11 protein-coding genes are annotated in these 14,325 nt (G+C 74.4%); 3 read left to right on the top strand and 8 right to left on the bottom strand.

Features of this window, described 5'->3' with window-relative positions:
- Positions 1-5: 5 nt before the first annotated feature.
- Positions 6-431, bottom strand: coding sequence for a DUF6003 family protein (locus SZN_RS29720; RefSeq protein ID WP_007502254.1), 426 nt, complete (start codon positions 429-431; stop codon positions 6-8).
- A 332-nt stretch (positions 432-763) separates the two neighbouring features.
- Here SZN_RS29720 and SZN_RS29715 point away from each other — a divergent pair, with 332 nt between their 5' ends.
- Both SZN_RS29715 and SZN_RS29710 read left to right on the top strand, forming a co-directional pair.
- Entirely contained in the window at positions 764-1,564 is an 801-nt protein-coding gene (locus SZN_RS29715; protein ID WP_007502253.1) for a class I SAM-dependent methyltransferase, read from the top strand.
- A 177-nt stretch (positions 1,565-1,741) separates the two neighbouring features.
- A complete protein-coding gene (locus tag SZN_RS29710; protein ID WP_078509007.1) occupies positions 1,742-2,518 on the top strand; it encodes an endonuclease/exonuclease/phosphatase family protein in 777 nt (258 codons plus the stop codon).
- 98 nt (positions 2,519-2,616) lie between these two features.
- Here SZN_RS29710 and ligA read toward each other — a convergent pair whose 3' ends face one another.
- Entirely contained in the window at positions 2,617-4,728 is a 2,112-nt protein-coding gene (gene ligA / locus SZN_RS29705) for an NAD-dependent DNA ligase LigA (RefSeq protein WP_043733886.1), read from the bottom strand.
- Between the two features lie 393 nt (positions 4,729-5,121).
- Here ligA and SZN_RS29700 point away from each other — a divergent pair, with 393 nt between their 5' ends.
- Positions 5,122-5,703: a TMEM165/GDT1 family protein gene (locus SZN_RS29700; protein WP_007502247.1), complete on the top strand. Its 582-nt coding sequence runs from the start codon at positions 5,122-5,124 to the stop codon at positions 5,701-5,703.
- 71 nt (positions 5,704-5,774) lie between these two features.
- Here the strand turns inward: SZN_RS29700 and SZN_RS29695 are convergent, their stop codons facing one another.
- The 6 genes from SZN_RS29695 to SZN_RS29670 all read right to left on the bottom strand — a co-directional run bounded on the left by SZN_RS29695 (position 5,775) and on the right by SZN_RS29670 (position 13,741).
- A complete protein-coding gene (locus SZN_RS29695; RefSeq protein ID WP_043733884.1) occupies positions 5,775-6,791 on the bottom strand; it encodes a twin-arginine translocation signal domain-containing protein in 1,017 nt (338 codons plus the stop codon).
- 112 nt (positions 6,792-6,903) lie between these two features.
- Entirely contained in the window at positions 6,904-8,190 is a 1,287-nt protein-coding gene (locus SZN_RS29690) for a TRAP transporter large permease (protein WP_007502243.1), read from the bottom strand.
- Positions 8,191-8,194: 4 nt separating this feature from the next.
- Positions 8,195-8,749, bottom strand: coding sequence for a hypothetical protein (locus SZN_RS29685; RefSeq protein WP_007502242.1), 555 nt, complete (start codon positions 8,747-8,749; stop codon positions 8,195-8,197).
- Positions 8,746-10,878, bottom strand: a complete 2,133-nt coding sequence (locus tag SZN_RS29680; RefSeq protein WP_007502241.1) for a hydantoinase/oxoprolinase family protein — start codon at positions 10,876-10,878, stop codon at positions 8,746-8,748. The genes SZN_RS29685 and SZN_RS29680 overlap by 4 nt, the downstream gene beginning before the upstream one ends.
- Before the next feature lie 70 nt (positions 10,879-10,948).
- Entirely contained in the window at positions 10,949-12,547 is a 1,599-nt protein-coding gene (locus tag SZN_RS29675) for an FAD-dependent oxidoreductase (protein WP_007502240.1), read from the bottom strand.
- A 51-nt stretch (positions 12,548-12,598) separates the two neighbouring features.
- Entirely contained in the window at positions 12,599-13,741 is a 1,143-nt protein-coding gene (locus SZN_RS29670) for a LacI family DNA-binding transcriptional regulator (RefSeq protein WP_078509006.1), read from the bottom strand.
- Between the last annotated feature and the right edge of the window lie 584 nt (positions 13,742-14,325).

The following is a 14,325-nucleotide window of genomic DNA, read 5'->3' as shown; positions in this document are numbered from 1 at the left end:
GCCGGTCAGCCCCCGGCCGCCGCGGTGACCGTCGCCGGGTCCACCCCGGTCAGTTCGACGACGCGGTGCGGCGGCACGCCGGCCGCGAGCGCGCGCCCGATCAGGTCGTCCCGGCCGTCGGAGCTGTCGCGGTAGGCGAGGAGTTCCTCCTCGATCCGGGCGAGCGGCTCCGGTGCCATCCCGCGACGCAGCCGGTTCACCTCCTCGCCGCTCAGCGGCACCGGGAGCCGCTCCGCTCCCTCGGGCACGGCGGCGTTCTCCTCCGGCGGCAGCAGCCGCAGCCTCGGGGAGGACGCCGCGACGTTCTGGGCGTCCAGCCAGGCGCGGACGGCGGGAGTCTCCATGCACGCGAGGTCGCCGACGGCGGCGAGCGGCACGCCGGTCGGCGCGGCGGCGTCGCCCACCAGGAACAGGTAGGTCTCGTCGGTCATGGTCGGCTCCTTCAGTGCGGTGCTGTCCTGATGGACCTCCCCTTACCCCGCCGCGCCCGGATTACCGCCGCCGCGTCACCCACCACCCCTCCCGTTCGACCCGTCCGTGCGAACGCGGCGCCTGCGCCGATCGGACCGGGACCCGGCGCGCCTCGGCGGCCCCCGCGGCGGCCGGTGCAGGATCGACGCGACGGCATCCCGGTGACGTGCCCCGACCCGGGCGACACCCCCACGCGAAGAGGTTCCGCCATGACCCCCTCGGACCATCCCCTCCCACCCGCGCGGCCCCGGAGCCGCGCGCTCACGGGACGCACCCGGGAAGGCGGGGCCGCGTGAGCGCGGCCGGGGAGCGCGGACGCTACGGCGAGGCAGCCTTCCGCCCCGAACAGCCGGGTGAGGGCGAGCGCGTCGACTTCGGCGCCCTCGCCTACGACGACGTCACCCTGGCCCGGCTGCGCGCCCTCGGGGCGGGTCCGGGCTGGCGCTGCCTCGACGTGGGGGCCGGCACCGGAACCGTCGCCCGCCGCCTGCTGACCGAGGCCGCGGTGACGAGCGTCCTCGCCGTGGACCGGGACGTCCGCTTCCTCGCCGCGCGGCCCCTGCCCGGTCTCCGCGTACGGGAAGCCGACATCACGGCAGCGCCGGACCTGGGCGGCCGATTCCACCTGGTGCACGCGCGGTTCGTCCTGATGCACCTGCCCGAGTACGGCCGGCTCGTCACGGACCTGGCCGGACTCCTCGCACCCGGCGGCGTGCTGGTCCTCGGCGACGCCGTCGACCTGACGAGCGACCGCACGCCCGCGACGCCGTACACCACCGCGATGCGGGCCATGTGGCAGGGACTTCGGGCCGCCATCGGAACCGATGTCTCCCGGGTCGTGTCGTATCCGCACCTGCTGCGCCGGGCAGGTCTCACCGGCGTCGCCGCCGAGATCCATGTGCCGCCGCTGCTGCCCGGCAGCCCCGTCAACCGCTTCTGGGCGGACACTTGGCAGCGCAGCAGGTCGGCCATGGCCGCCACCGGGCTGATCGACGAGGCGGGCATCGACGCGGCGCTCGCGTACCTGGACTCCGGGGTGTGCACCGACCTGTCGGCCGGCCTGCTCACCGCATGGGGCCGCAGGCCCGGCTGACGGAGGCCGGCCGCCCGGCGGGGCACGGGATCCGGCCGCCGCGCGGGACGCGCACAGACTCGTCGCATAACCTCGGCACCGGGCCACCGGACGACCGCCGTCCGCGTCCACCCCGAGGAGGCGGCTGTGAGCGGACGGCGTGCGTGGTTGCTCGTGGGCTCCTTGCTGGCGGCCTGCATGATGCTCGTCGGCCCCAGCGCGCCGGACGGCACCTCCGCGAAGACCGTCGAGGCCGTCCGGGACATCGTGCCCAACCGCGCCATGACCTGGAACATCTGCAACCCCTGCGACACCGGCAACGCCGGCCGGGCCGCGGAGATCGCCGCCTACGCCCCGCAGGTCGTCGGTCTCCAGGAGGCGTGCGTGCGCGACGTCGAGCAGATCCGGCAGTACCTGGAGAACCTGTACGGCCTGGTGTACCGCGTCGAGTACGGCTCGGTGCTGCGGAGTTGGGGGCGCTGCGGCGGAGCGCCGTGGAGGCCCGGGGGATTCGGCCAGGCGATCCTCTCGGCGGCCCCGATGACCGACCGCGTCCTGGTCGAGTACCCCGACGGCGGCTCCGAGGACCGCGGGTACATGGCCGTCACCACCGAGGTGGGCGGCCGGCCCGTCCGCGTCTACAACACGCATCTGGCTGAACGGCGCCAGGAGGACGTCCGCGCGCGCCAGATCGGCGTGCTCTCCGCCGAAGTGGGCCGCAACGACCGCGCGATCGTCCTCGGCGACTTCAACGCCGTGCCCTACGCGCCCGAACTCACCCGGATGTGGACGGTGGCCGCGGACGCCGACCCGCAGTGCCGCCCCGCCGCCTCGGGGGTCTGCGAGACGACCACCGACTGGCAGAGCAAGTTCGACTACGTCTTCCTGCGGGGCATCGCACCGCTCGGCCACCGCGTGCCGCCCACGCCGTACTCGGACCACGATCCGCTCTACACGGACCTGAAGACGACCTGACCCGGCGGGTCCGGGCCCGATGTGTGCGGCCCGGCGTGTCCGGGGCGCGGCCCCGGCAGGTCCCGGTCCGGCCGGGACCGCGCCGGGACCGCTTGCCCTCAGTCGACGAAGTCCGCGACGAGCGCCGCGAACTCCTCCGGTGCCGCCAGACGGACGCCGAGGGCCTCGGCCTTGGCGCGCTTGGAGCCGGCCCCCTCGCCGGCCACGACGAGCGAGGTCTTCCCGGAGACGCTGGAGGAGGCACGGCCCCCGGCGCGCTCGACGAGTTCGTTCATCTGGTTGCGGCTCAGCTTCTCCAGGGCGCCCGTCATCGCGCCCGTCACCACGACGGTCATCCCGGCCAGCGGGCCGCCCGGGGCCCCGGACGCCTCCGGCCCGGCGGGGGCGGCACCCTCGGCCGTGCCGTCCGCGGCGGGGGAGTAGGGCGCGGCCCCGGGCTCGGTCATGTTCACCCCGGCGGCGGCCAGCTTGTCGATGAGCGGGGCGAGTTCGGCGAGTTCGGCGACGATCGACGGCGCCTTCTCGACGCCGATGCCCTCCACGCGCTGCATCGCCGCGGCGTCCGCGCCGCGGATGTCGTCCATGGTGGCGAAGTGGCGGGCGATGCGCCGGGACATGGACCGGCCGGTGCCGCGCACCCCGAGCGCGCACAGGACCCGGGACAGCGGCCGGGTCCGGGCGGTGGCGAGCGCGCCGAGGAGGTTGTCGGTACTGGTGGCGCCCATCCGCTCCAGGCCCAGAAGCTGCTCGCGGGTCAGCGAGAACAGATCCGCGAGGTCGCTCACCAGGCCGGCCCCGACGAGCTGCACGACACGGGTGTGGCCCAGTCCCTCGATGTCGAGCTGGTCGCGGCCGGCGGCGTAGGTGAGGGAGGCGACCAGGTGGCAGTCGCGGCCGCTCTCGCAGCGCCAGCGCTGCTCACCGGTGTCGATGCCCGCGCCGCAGCGAGGACACACCTCGGGGAAGACGACGGCCTGTTCCCCGCCGGTGCGCAGATGGGCGACGGGGGCCTCGACACGGGGGATGACGTCGCCCGCCCGGTACACCATGACGTGGTCGCCGACGCGCAGGTCGCGCCGGGTGATGTCGGCGGGGTTGTGCAGGGTGGCGTAGGTGATGGTGGAGCCGTCGATCTCGACGGGTTCGAGGACGGCGCGCGGGGCGATGATGCCGGTACGGCCCACGTTCCACTCCACGGCGAGCAGCCGGGTGATCTTCTCGACGGCGGGCAGCTTGTAGGCGATGGCCCAGCGCGGGGCGCGCGAGCCCGACCCGGCGGCCCGCTGGTCGGCGGCCAGATCGGCCTTGACGACGATCCCGTCGATACCGAAGGGCAGCCGGGCACGCAGCGCGGCGATCTCCGCCACCCGGGTCAGCACCTCCTCGGCCGTGCCGGCGGTGGTTCCGGGCACGGCCGTACCCGCCGTCGTGTTCACCCCGTACGCGGCCGTCCACGTCATCAGTTCGCTGTGCGGGGCCTCGTCCAGGCGGGCGGCGAGGCCGGGGTCCGTCCCGGGCAGCGGGATCAGCGCGTAGCCGAAGAACGTCATGGGCACCGTGTACCGGCGCTCCCTGGCGCGCAGGGTGCCCGCCGCGGCGTTGCGCGGGTTGGCGAACGGCTGGCCCCCGTGCCCGGTGCGCACCTCGTTGGCGTGCTCGAACTGGGCCGTCGTCATGAGGACTTCGCCGCGCACCTCCGCGGTGACCGGTTCCGCGAGCCGCTCCGGCAGCCCCTCGATCGTGCCGATCGCGTGCGAGACGTCCTCCCCGGCCGTCCCGTCGCCGCGCGTGACCAGCTGTCTGAGCCGGCCGTCCTGGTAGCGGGCGGCTATGGCGAGGCCGTCCAGCTTCGGCTCGACACTGAAGCGCCCCGCCGCGCGGCCGATCCGGCGCTCCAGCGAGGCGGTCCACGCCGTGAACTCCTCGGGCGAGAAGACGTTGTCGAGGCTCAGCATCGCCCTGGTGTGCGGCACGTCGCCCTCGACGGCCCCGCCGGCGACCTTCCCGGTCGGGGAGTCGGCCAGCACCTGGTCCGGGTGCTCGGCCTCCCAGGCCGCGATCCCGCGGACCAGCCGGTCGTAGGCGGCGTCGTCGAGCGGCGACGTGCCGCCCGTGTAGTAGGCGGCCGAGGCCCGCACGGCGTCCAGGACCGCCTGCGCGTAGGCGGCGGCGTCCACGATCTCTGCAACTGCTGTCGTCATGCCCGTCATCCTGCCTGCCACCACTGACAACGCCCCCGGCGAGAACCCGGCCGCAGGCCGCGGCCTGCGCGCCGCCCGGTCGCCGAGGCGCGGTGGCGGGGTGTGACGGCGGGGTGTGGGGGAGAGCACCGGCACCCGGCTGGCCCCCGGCCCCGGACATCGTCTAAGGTGGCCGGAGCGAAGGGGAGTAGTCCCGCGATACCGCTGGTCGACACGCTGGACAGGTTTCCTGTCCCGGCCACCGGGCCCCGATCTCCTGTCGGGGTGGACGAGACCTTCGGCCATGCATGACCCGTCCGCGCACCACCGTGCGCGGGCTCAGTCGTGCCGTGCCGAGTGGTTTCCCGTCGCCCCCTGGGTGCCGTACGAGCCCGCGGCCCGGCCCCAGCAGAAAGCACTTCGATGACCTTCGACCCCGTGGCGCTCGTCACCGCCTTCGGGCTGATCTTCCTCGCGGAGCTCCCCGACAAGACGATGTTCGCCTCGCTGGCCATGGGCACCCGTATGCGGCCCCTGTATGTGTGGCTGGGCACCTCCACGGCGTTCATCGTCCACGTCACCATCGCCGTCGGCGCGGGAAGCCTCCTCGGCCTGCTGCCGGAGATCGCCGTCAAACTGGTGTCGGCGTCGCTGTTCGCCCTGGGCGCGTTCCTGCTGCTGCGCGGAGGGGCCGGAGAGGAGGACGGCGCCGGGGCGAAGACCGTCACCGGCTTCTGGCCCGTCTACACCACCGCCTTCATGGCCGTCTTCATCGGCGAATGGGGCGACCTCACGCAGATCACCACGGCCAACCTGGCCGCCACGAACGGCTGGCTGCCCACGGCCATCGGCGCCGCCGCCGCCCTGATGACGGTCTCGGCCCTCGCGCTGCTCGTCGGGAAGTTCATCGCCAACCGCGTCCCGCTGAAGACCGTGCAGCGCATCGGCGCCCTGTGCATGGCCGCCCTGGCGGTCTGGACGCTGATCGAGGCCCTCACCCTCTGAACCGGCGGGAGGCAACGGCCGTGGGCGGGGAGGAGCCATCAGCGCTCCTCCCCGCCCACGGCCGTGCCGGCCTACCGTCCCCGCGCCACCGCGATCGCCCCGGAGAGGCGCTCCCCCGCCTCGTACACCATGTACGGCACGCCGCCGTCGGTGCCGAACGACGGGGACGCGGCACGGCCGTTCTCGGGGGCCGTCGTGCGCGAGTCGTAGAAGACCCCCAGGTGGTCGCGGCGCGAGAAGTCCGTCCCCACCTCGGTGATCATGAGGTTGCCGCCGCTCCCCTTGTCGGTGTTGTAGACGACGTACGCCGATCCGCCGCGCGTCAGCAGGTGCGGACCGCCCACGTTGACCGCGCCGACGTCGGAGGGGCGGACCAGCGGGGCCTGGTCGAAGGTCCAGTTCCTGGCGTCGGCCGACCAGCCCCAGCAGATGGCGCGGCGGTTGCCGGCGTTGTTCATCATGAACAGCATCACGTAGCGGGCGCCGCGGGCCGGCAGGTCGTGGCGGAAGACGCGCGCGTACGACGTCTCGCTGGTGCCGGCGGGCATCATCGACGTGGACAGCACGACCTTGTCGTAGGTGAAGCGGACGCCGTCCTTGGAGCGGGCCAGCCGGGTCGTGGTGTTCCCGCCGTGGAAGTACAGCCAGAACTCCCGTACGTCCGCGTTCCACAGCACGTGCGGGGAGGAGACGTGGCTGACCGAGTAGTGCGGGCTCCAGACGTTGGAGACGATCGGGTTGCCGGGGTACTCCGTGAACGGCCCCTCCAGCGAGTCCCCGTACGCCAGGCAGACACCGCCGGGCGCGTCGTGCGGGGCGTAGTAGAGGTGGTAGCGGCCCAGCGGGTTCGACAGCTTGTCGTAGACGCCGCGCACACAGGGGAAGATGATCTCCCCGGTCGGGTTGTACTTCAGCCGGGACGGGGTCAGCAGGGTGCGGACGGGGGTGTAGTCGGGGAATCCGCCCGGGGCGGCCTGCGCCGCCGTCACGGACGGTCCCGTGGGCCCGCCGAGGGCGACCGCGGCGCCGGTGACGGCGGCGGTGCGCAGGAACATGCGGCGGTCCGGGCGGGACGAGGGCTCATGCATGATCGGCTCCTGGGATCCGGGGTCGGGAGTTGCGGGCCGGCGGGGTCGGTGCCGGCCCGGGTGTGCCCGGCGCTGTGCTCTCGGGGACGGCCGGCGGGTGGCCGGCCGGCGGTCAGAGGTAGGTGGCGGCCGTGACGCACAGGCCGCCCAGCGCCACCGCCCACACATAGGGCAGCGTCCGCACCATCACCTGCTGCGGCGAGACGCCCGCGTACTGCGCGCTCCACACCGTCTGGGTGCTCGTCGGGTCGGCGACGCCGAAGACCTGGTTGTACGAGGTGGCCATGCCGAGCACGGCCGTGGCCGGGTAGATCCCGGTGGCGATGAGGACGCCCGCGATACCGGCGCCCAGACCGAACACGTTCAGCGGTCCCCGGTACAGGCACAGCGGCACCAGCAGCGTGAAGACCAGTACGAACACCACCGCGTTCTGCGGGCTGACCGCCTTGACCAGCGGCTCCAGCGCCTCGACGGCCCCGGGCAGCTTGACCGCCGCCAGCAGGATGCCGATCGCCACGAACAGGGTGAGCGGCGGGGCGGCCACCTCGAAACCGCCGTACAGCGTGCGCAGCAGCCGCTTGTTCATCTCCCGCGGGCGGGTGGTCGTGAACAGCGCGAACAGCACGCCCGCCAGCAGCGACGGGATGATGGCCAGTTCGAAGCCGAGCGCCAGGACGAGCGGTACCACCGGCGTCAGCAGGGCGTACCAGGGGGCGTCGCCCAGCCGCTTGCGCCGGCTCTCGGCCCGGGGCGGGCCGTCGACCGATCTCAGCGACCAGGCGTGCTCCACACCCCGCCGCCGCGACTCGACCAGGACATAGGCCAGCGCGGCCACGAGGGCGAACGGGAACAGCTTGACCATGAAGCCGCGCACCGTCTCCACCGGCAGTTCCAGCGCGGTGGAGAAGAACTGCCACAGCGGCAGCTCGAACGGGATGCCCACCGCGATGCCCATGAGGATCGTGCCCGCGGCCGTCACCTTGGGGATGCCCACCGCGATCATCGCGGGGATGCCGATCAGCCCGGCGAGCATCGCCGCGGGCGCCGACCCGGTCACCGTGCCCACCAGCGCCGACACACCGAGCACCCCCAGCGCCACGAACACCGGCCGGTCACCGCCGAATTCGACGATCTTGCGCACCAGCGTGCCCGCGATGCCGGTCTCCTCCAGGAGCTTGCCCAGCCACGAGCCCAGCAGGATCGCGATCATCGTCGCGGCCAGGGCCGGCGCACCCTCCTGGAGCACCGTGTCCAGCACACTGCCCTTGCCGGTCAGCGGCGCACCGGCGACGAAGGCGATGACGACGGCCAGCAGCACCAGCGCGAACGCCGTGGGCAGCTTGCGGCTGAGCATGGCGGCGACTCCGGCCGCCATGACGAGCAGGATGACGACACCCATGGGGTCACTTCTCGCTTCCATCGGTCTGTGCGGCGGCGGCCAGGGCCTCCGTCAGGAGCAGGGGGCTGCGGCCCAGGCCGCAGGCGACGCGGGCGTAGGCGTGCGCCGCGAGTTCGTCGGCGCCCGCCACATGCCCGTACAGGCGGCGGCGCCCGAGGCGCAGCGCCGTGTGGCCGAGCGCCCGTTTGAACGCCCTGCGCACCGGGGGGTGATCGAGCCAGGCGTGCGCCTCCTCGTGCGCGAGCGCCGCGGCCCGCACCGATCCCGCGGGGAACCAGTGCCGCCAGCCGCGCTCGCCGACCAGCAGCTCGGCGCGCTCGATCGTGTCGACGTACAGTTCGACGACCGGCGGCCGCGAGCGGTAGCGGGCCAGGAGCCCCGCCGCGAGCCCGTCGTCACGCTCGACCACCCGCGCCCGCGTCGGCGGCGGGGTCAGGCCGGCACCGAACTCCTCGGCTGCCAAAGCCCACTGACGGAGTGTCAGCGGGTCCCGGTCCTCGTGGGTGGGAGTGCCCGCGAGGAGCCGTACGGCGAGATCCAGGTCGTGGGAGGCGGTCATGCCCGCGACTCCACGACCGCGACGACCGGTTCGTCGGCCGCGCGCGCCCGCAGTTCGCTGCGGGCCAGCGCGAGCAGCGCCTCGGGGTCGAGCACCCCCGACAGATCCGCGATCCGCCCGCCCACCAGGAGCCGGACCGCGGGCGCGCGGACGCCCCCGTCGCCGTAGGACGTGCCGTCCCGCACCAGCGAGGCCAGTGTCTCCCCGGCCGCGCCGACCGTCGTCGTCTCCACGCGCGCGTCGGCCGCGCCGAGCCGCACCACGCCGTCCGCGTCCACGACCCGCACCGGACGGCGCCGCGCCCGCCACCGCCGCCGCACCTCGGTCGCGTACACCGTGTACGCCTCCGTGCCGGCCACCGCCTCCACCCGCGCCGGGGGCGCCTTCAGACTGGCGGCGGCCGCGCTCAGCCGTTCCGCGTCGCCGGCGCGGTGGGCCCGGTCCTGGGTGCGCAGTTCGGTGGCGCCCGTGGCGACCGCCCGCACGGTGCTGGTCTGCGGGTCGACCGTCACCTCGACCTCGACACCGTCCGCTGCCGCGCCCTGGGCGATCACCGCCCGTTCCGCCTCGGCCCGCACGGCGAGGATCTGCTCCTGCGTGGCGCCCGGGACGATGCGCTCGACCTGCTCGCGCACCAGGGCGAGTGCGACGCCGATCGGGCTGATCACCTCGTTGTGCCGGGCGATACGGCCCTCCAGCGACGTCAGCGAGGCCAGGTGCGGGGTCACCGCCGCGGCGCCGCCGCCCCCGCCGACCAGGATCGCCGTGTCCCGGTCCAGGCGGTAGTCGCGGATCATCGCGTCCACCACCGTCCTGACCTGCGCCGCCCCCGCGTCCAGGACGGCCCGCGCGGCACCGGCCGGGTCCGTGCCGAGCTCGGCCGCCAGCGCGGCGAGCGCGGCCCGCGCGACCTCCTGGTCGCAGCGTGCGAAGTCGCCCTCCGGGACCAGCCCGAGCGCGTTCGCCGCGCAGGTCATCGTGACGGCGAACCGCCCGCCCGCCGCCTCCAGCACCACGTGGTCGTCGGGGTCGCCGTCCATCGGACGCACCGTGACCACCTTGGCGTCCCGCAGGTCGGCGAGGTCCGCGAAGCAGGCGTAGGGCAGCCCGGCGATGTGCGCGCTGCGCGGGCCGACGCCCACCACCCGGCCCGCCGAGACCCGCACCATCGAACCGCCGCCGACCCCGACGGTGCGCACGTCGAGCGCGTTGAGATACGACGCCTTGCCGAGGATCGTGGCGTGCCGCACCGCCACCTTGCCGCGCCGCACCACACTGACGTCCGTCGACGTGCCGCCCGTCTCCAGGAACACGCCCTCGCTGATCCGCTCCTGCATCAGCGCGCCCGCGACCCCGGCCGCCGGACCCGACAGGACGGTCAGCAGCGGCCGCCGACGCATCTCGTCCAGCGACATGACACCGCCGTCGCAGCGCATCACCATCAGCGGCGCCGTCACCCCCGCCTTGGTGATGGAGGCGTCCACGAGGTCGGCGGTCGCCAGCATCCGCGGCAGGATCGCCGCGTTCACCACGGCGGTGCGCGTCCGCTTGTGCAGCCCGTACAGCGACGTGATCTCGTGGGCGGCCGCCACCGGCAGCCCCGTGGGCCGCGCCGCGTCGAGCACGGCCCGCTCACCCTCGGGACGGTCCACCCCGAACGGCTCGCTGGCGACCAGGACCTCCGCGCCCGCGTCCCGCACCCGGCGCAGCGCGGCGCCCACCTCCTCGGCGTCGAACGGGTCCGCCACATGCGCGTACGCCAGCGGGAGCCGCTTGCCCGGGGCGAGTTCGAGCCTGCCCAGCGCGGCCAGCCGCCGGGTGAGCACCGCGCCCGGCCCGGTGCCGATGCCGACCAGGCCGACCCTCGCCACGTCGCCCTCCAGGAGCGCGTTCGTGGCCTGGGTCGTGCCGTGCGCCAGGAACGTGACGTCGGCCGGGCCGCGCCCGACCTGGTCGAGCAGCCGGTCCAGGGCCTGGACGATGCCGTGCGCGACGCCGTCCTCGTGGTGATGGCTGGTGGGCACTTTCACCTGGCCCACCAGGGCGAGCGTCGTGGCGTCTACGGCCACGGCGTCCGTGAACGTGCCGCCCACGTCGATACCGACGCGGACACGACGGTCAGGGGTCATGTCAGGGCACCTCCTTGTGCGTTGACGTGTGTACGTGGTGGGGGGTGGGGGTCCGCCGGGCGGCGGGCGGTCAGTAGCCGCGCACGTCGGGCCAGTGCCGCTGCACGCCCGCGCGGTCCAGGAGCCGGGCGAACTCCTCGAACCGCTTGTCCTGTTCCTGCACCTGGTGCGGCCGCACGTGCTCGTCGAGGCAGTGCGCGGCGAGCGCGCCCGCGACCTCGCCGACGTTCCACTCCACCGGATGCAGCCGGTAGCAGCCGTTGGTGATGTGGGTGGTGCCCATGTTCTTGCCGGCGGGCAGCAGGTTGCGCACCCGGCGGGGCACCAGCGCGCCCAGCGGGATCTCGAAGGGCACCGAGCCGATGTCGACGTAGGTGTCGCCGCCGGTCGAGGGGTGCAGGTCGATCCGGTAGCCGCCCACGCCCACGGAGTCGCGGTGGTGCCGGGTGCCGTAGGGGCCCACGACGTCGATGGCGACGTCCTGTTCCACGACGGTCGTCACCGCCTTGATCCGCCGCGACTCCCGGACGTAGGGGGACTTCGCGAGGCCGTCGGGGGTGCCGGTGACGTCCGGCCGGATGCGCAGCCCCGGGAAGCCGGTGCCGCCGTCCGTGCGCGGCGCCCCGGTCTGCAGCCAGTACAGCAGCGAGAGCGACAACTGCCGTGCCTCGCGCAGCGCTTCGGCCTCCTGCCCGATGTAGGGCTTCAGCCAGTAGTCGTTCAGCGGCCAGTTGACGAGGGTGATGTCCGAGTCGAAGGCGCCCGGCCGGTGCAGTCCGCGGGCCAGGATGCGGCGGAATCCCCACAGTTCCTTGTCCCCGGCGTCCGCGCTCTGGTCGGCGCTGACGGCCAGCGGGTCGCCCCCCGGGTTGGGCACGAAGGTGCGGGGGACCGGTTCGAGGGTGCGCGGGTCCGGCGCCTCGAACCCGAGCAGCGGGCCCGGCCAGAAGTCGGGCCGGTAGGAGCTCCAGAAGGCGTAGTCCTCGGGCCGGTCGATGGTGTGGTCCTCGCCCTCGTGATGCGAGAGCGCGAAGCACACGGTGATCCCCTGCTGGTTGCCGGGGTCCGCCCGCTCCGGCGCGTGCGGCTCCCCGAACTCCGCCCGCGCCTCGGCGCCGTTCGCGTGCTCGACCGCGGCCAGTTCCAACAGTTCCCCGGTCTCGGTGGCGTCGATCACGTACGGGGCGGTGAAGGTGCGCGGCTCCCCGGTGCCCAGGTCGCGGACGGTGACCGAGGTGATGACATCGTTGCCGTACTCGGCGGACACCGCCCGGTGGCCGGTCAGGACGGTCAGCAGCCCGGCCGCCCGGTACGGGCCCAGCGTCGCCTCCAGGACGGCCAGCGCCACCCGCGGCTCGTGGCACAGCTTGCTCACCCGGCCGGCGCCCGGGTTGAGCGCGGCGAGCCCCGACGCCTCGGCGCGCAGGGGATACCACTGGCGGTAGTGCGCCCGGATACCCTCCCGCAGCGCCCGGTACGAGGCGGTGGTGCCGAACTGCTCCACCCAGGGGTGCTCGTCCGGTGGGACGGCCTGCGCGGTGAGCTGGCCGCCGATCCAGTCGGTCTCCTCCGTCATCACGACGCGCCGGCCCGCTCGGCAGGCGGCGATCGCCGCGGCGACCCCGCCGAGGCCGCCGCCGACGATCAGGATGTCCGGTTCGGGTATCACAGTGCTCCTTCTTGTTCGTGCTTATCCGCACTTGTTAGTACTTGGTTTCACTTACTTCTCTGAATGGGCCTGTCTCGCTGAGCCGGCGCGCCCGGCCGCTCGGACGGGTCCCGCCGTCTCCCCGGCCCGGAACTCGCAGGCCACCAGCGGCTCCCGGGTCTCCTCGCCGGCCACCAGCGCGGCCAGCAGGCGTACGGCCGCGGCTCCCAGCCGGGGCCGGGGAATGTCGAAGCCCATCGGTACGGGCGCCCCGGCGAGATCCGGGGGAGGGCTGCCGAGCAGGCCCAGGGAGACCTGGCCCGGACAGTCGAGCCCGGCCTCCCGCACGGCGCCCGAGAGCGCACGCCATGCCGCGTTGGTGTCCGTCTCCTCGGCCACGAACGCGCTCACCCCGTCCGCGACCAGGGCGCGCACCCGCTCCGCGGTGACCTCGCCCGCCGGATCGGAGCACCGCAGCACCGCGTCCGGCCGGCCGGTCAGACCGGCGTCCGACAGCCCGCGCAGAAAGCCCTCCTGGCGGTCCGTCGACGCCGGGGCGTCGTCGTCCTCGCGCACCAGGACGATCCGGCGGTGCCCGAGGGCGGCGAGATGCGCGACGACCTCGCGGCTCGCGCTGACGTAGTCCGCGCCGACCCACGCGAGGCCCTCCAACTCCTCGCGGCGGCCGAGGTGCACGACGGGGAAGCCGTCGGCGACCAGCCGCTTGAGGTCCGCGCGCGGCACGTGCCGGCCGAGGAAGAGGCAGCCGTCGGCGAGCCGCACCCGGCTCAGCGCCTCCGGCCCCGCGGCTCCCGAACCGCCGCTGCTGGACCCGGTGAACAGCACCAGGTCGTAGCCGAGCGCGGCCGCCTCCCGCTCCACGCCCACCAGGAACGGGTAGTACGAGTGCTGCACATCGGTCGGGAACGTCGCCGTGAAGCTGAAGACGCCGAGCAGGTTGTTGCGGGCGGCGGCGAGCCGGCGGGCGGCGGGGTCGGGGACGTAGCCGAGGCTGCGGGCCGCGTCGAGCACCCGCTGCCGCGTCTCCTGCGAGATCGACGCGGCCTGGCCGTCGCCCCGGTTCGACAGCACCAGGGAGACGGTCGCCTGGGACACCCCGGCGAGCCGTGCCACCTCGGCCTGCCGGGGCCGCGACGTACGCCCGGCGGGTGTGGGCGCACGGCCCGGCCTCGCCCGCTTCCTCGGCTGCTCCACTGCGTCGACTCCCTCGCCCCTCGTGTTAATGCGTATTAGTAATGCGCATTACTGAGCACCTTGAGGGTGCGCACCGGGTGCCGTCAAGAGGGCTGCGCCACCTTTCGCGGCGCGGGCGTCACGCGCGGAGGCGGCTCCGGGACGGCCACGCGCGCGCGGGGTGCGGCGCGACCGGCACCTCGTCCCACTCGGCGACCGGCACCTCGTCCCACTCGGCGTCGAGCGACGCCCACGCGCGCGGGAGTGCGGCACGGGTGCGGCCGGCACGAAGACGCCGAGGAAGGAGGCAGTCGCGCGCGGGAGGGGCGGCGTGACCTCGACCTCGCCGAGGGCGGTGTGCTCGTCGGCCACGCGCGCGGAGGGGCGGCTGGGACGGAGAGACGGAGGCCGGCTGGGTCCGTCGTCGGCCACGCGCGCGGGAGGGGCGGCCGGCGGAGCCGTGCCGCGGGAGCGGGGCTCTCGACCGGGCGGTGGCGGGAGCGGGGCTCTCGACCGGGCGGTGGCGGGAGCGGGGCTCTCGACCGGGCGGTGGCGGGAGCGGGGCTCTCGACCGGGCGGTGGCGGGAGCGGGGCTCTCGACCGGG

Origin of the sequence: Streptomyces zinciresistens K42, from assembly GCF_000225525.1 — a bacterium.
Lineage (GTDB): Bacteria > Actinomycetota > Actinomycetes > Streptomycetales > Streptomycetaceae > Streptomyces > Streptomyces zinciresistens.
Note: the sequence above shows the minus strand (reverse complement) of the source record. Positions and strands in the feature narration are given on the sequence as shown.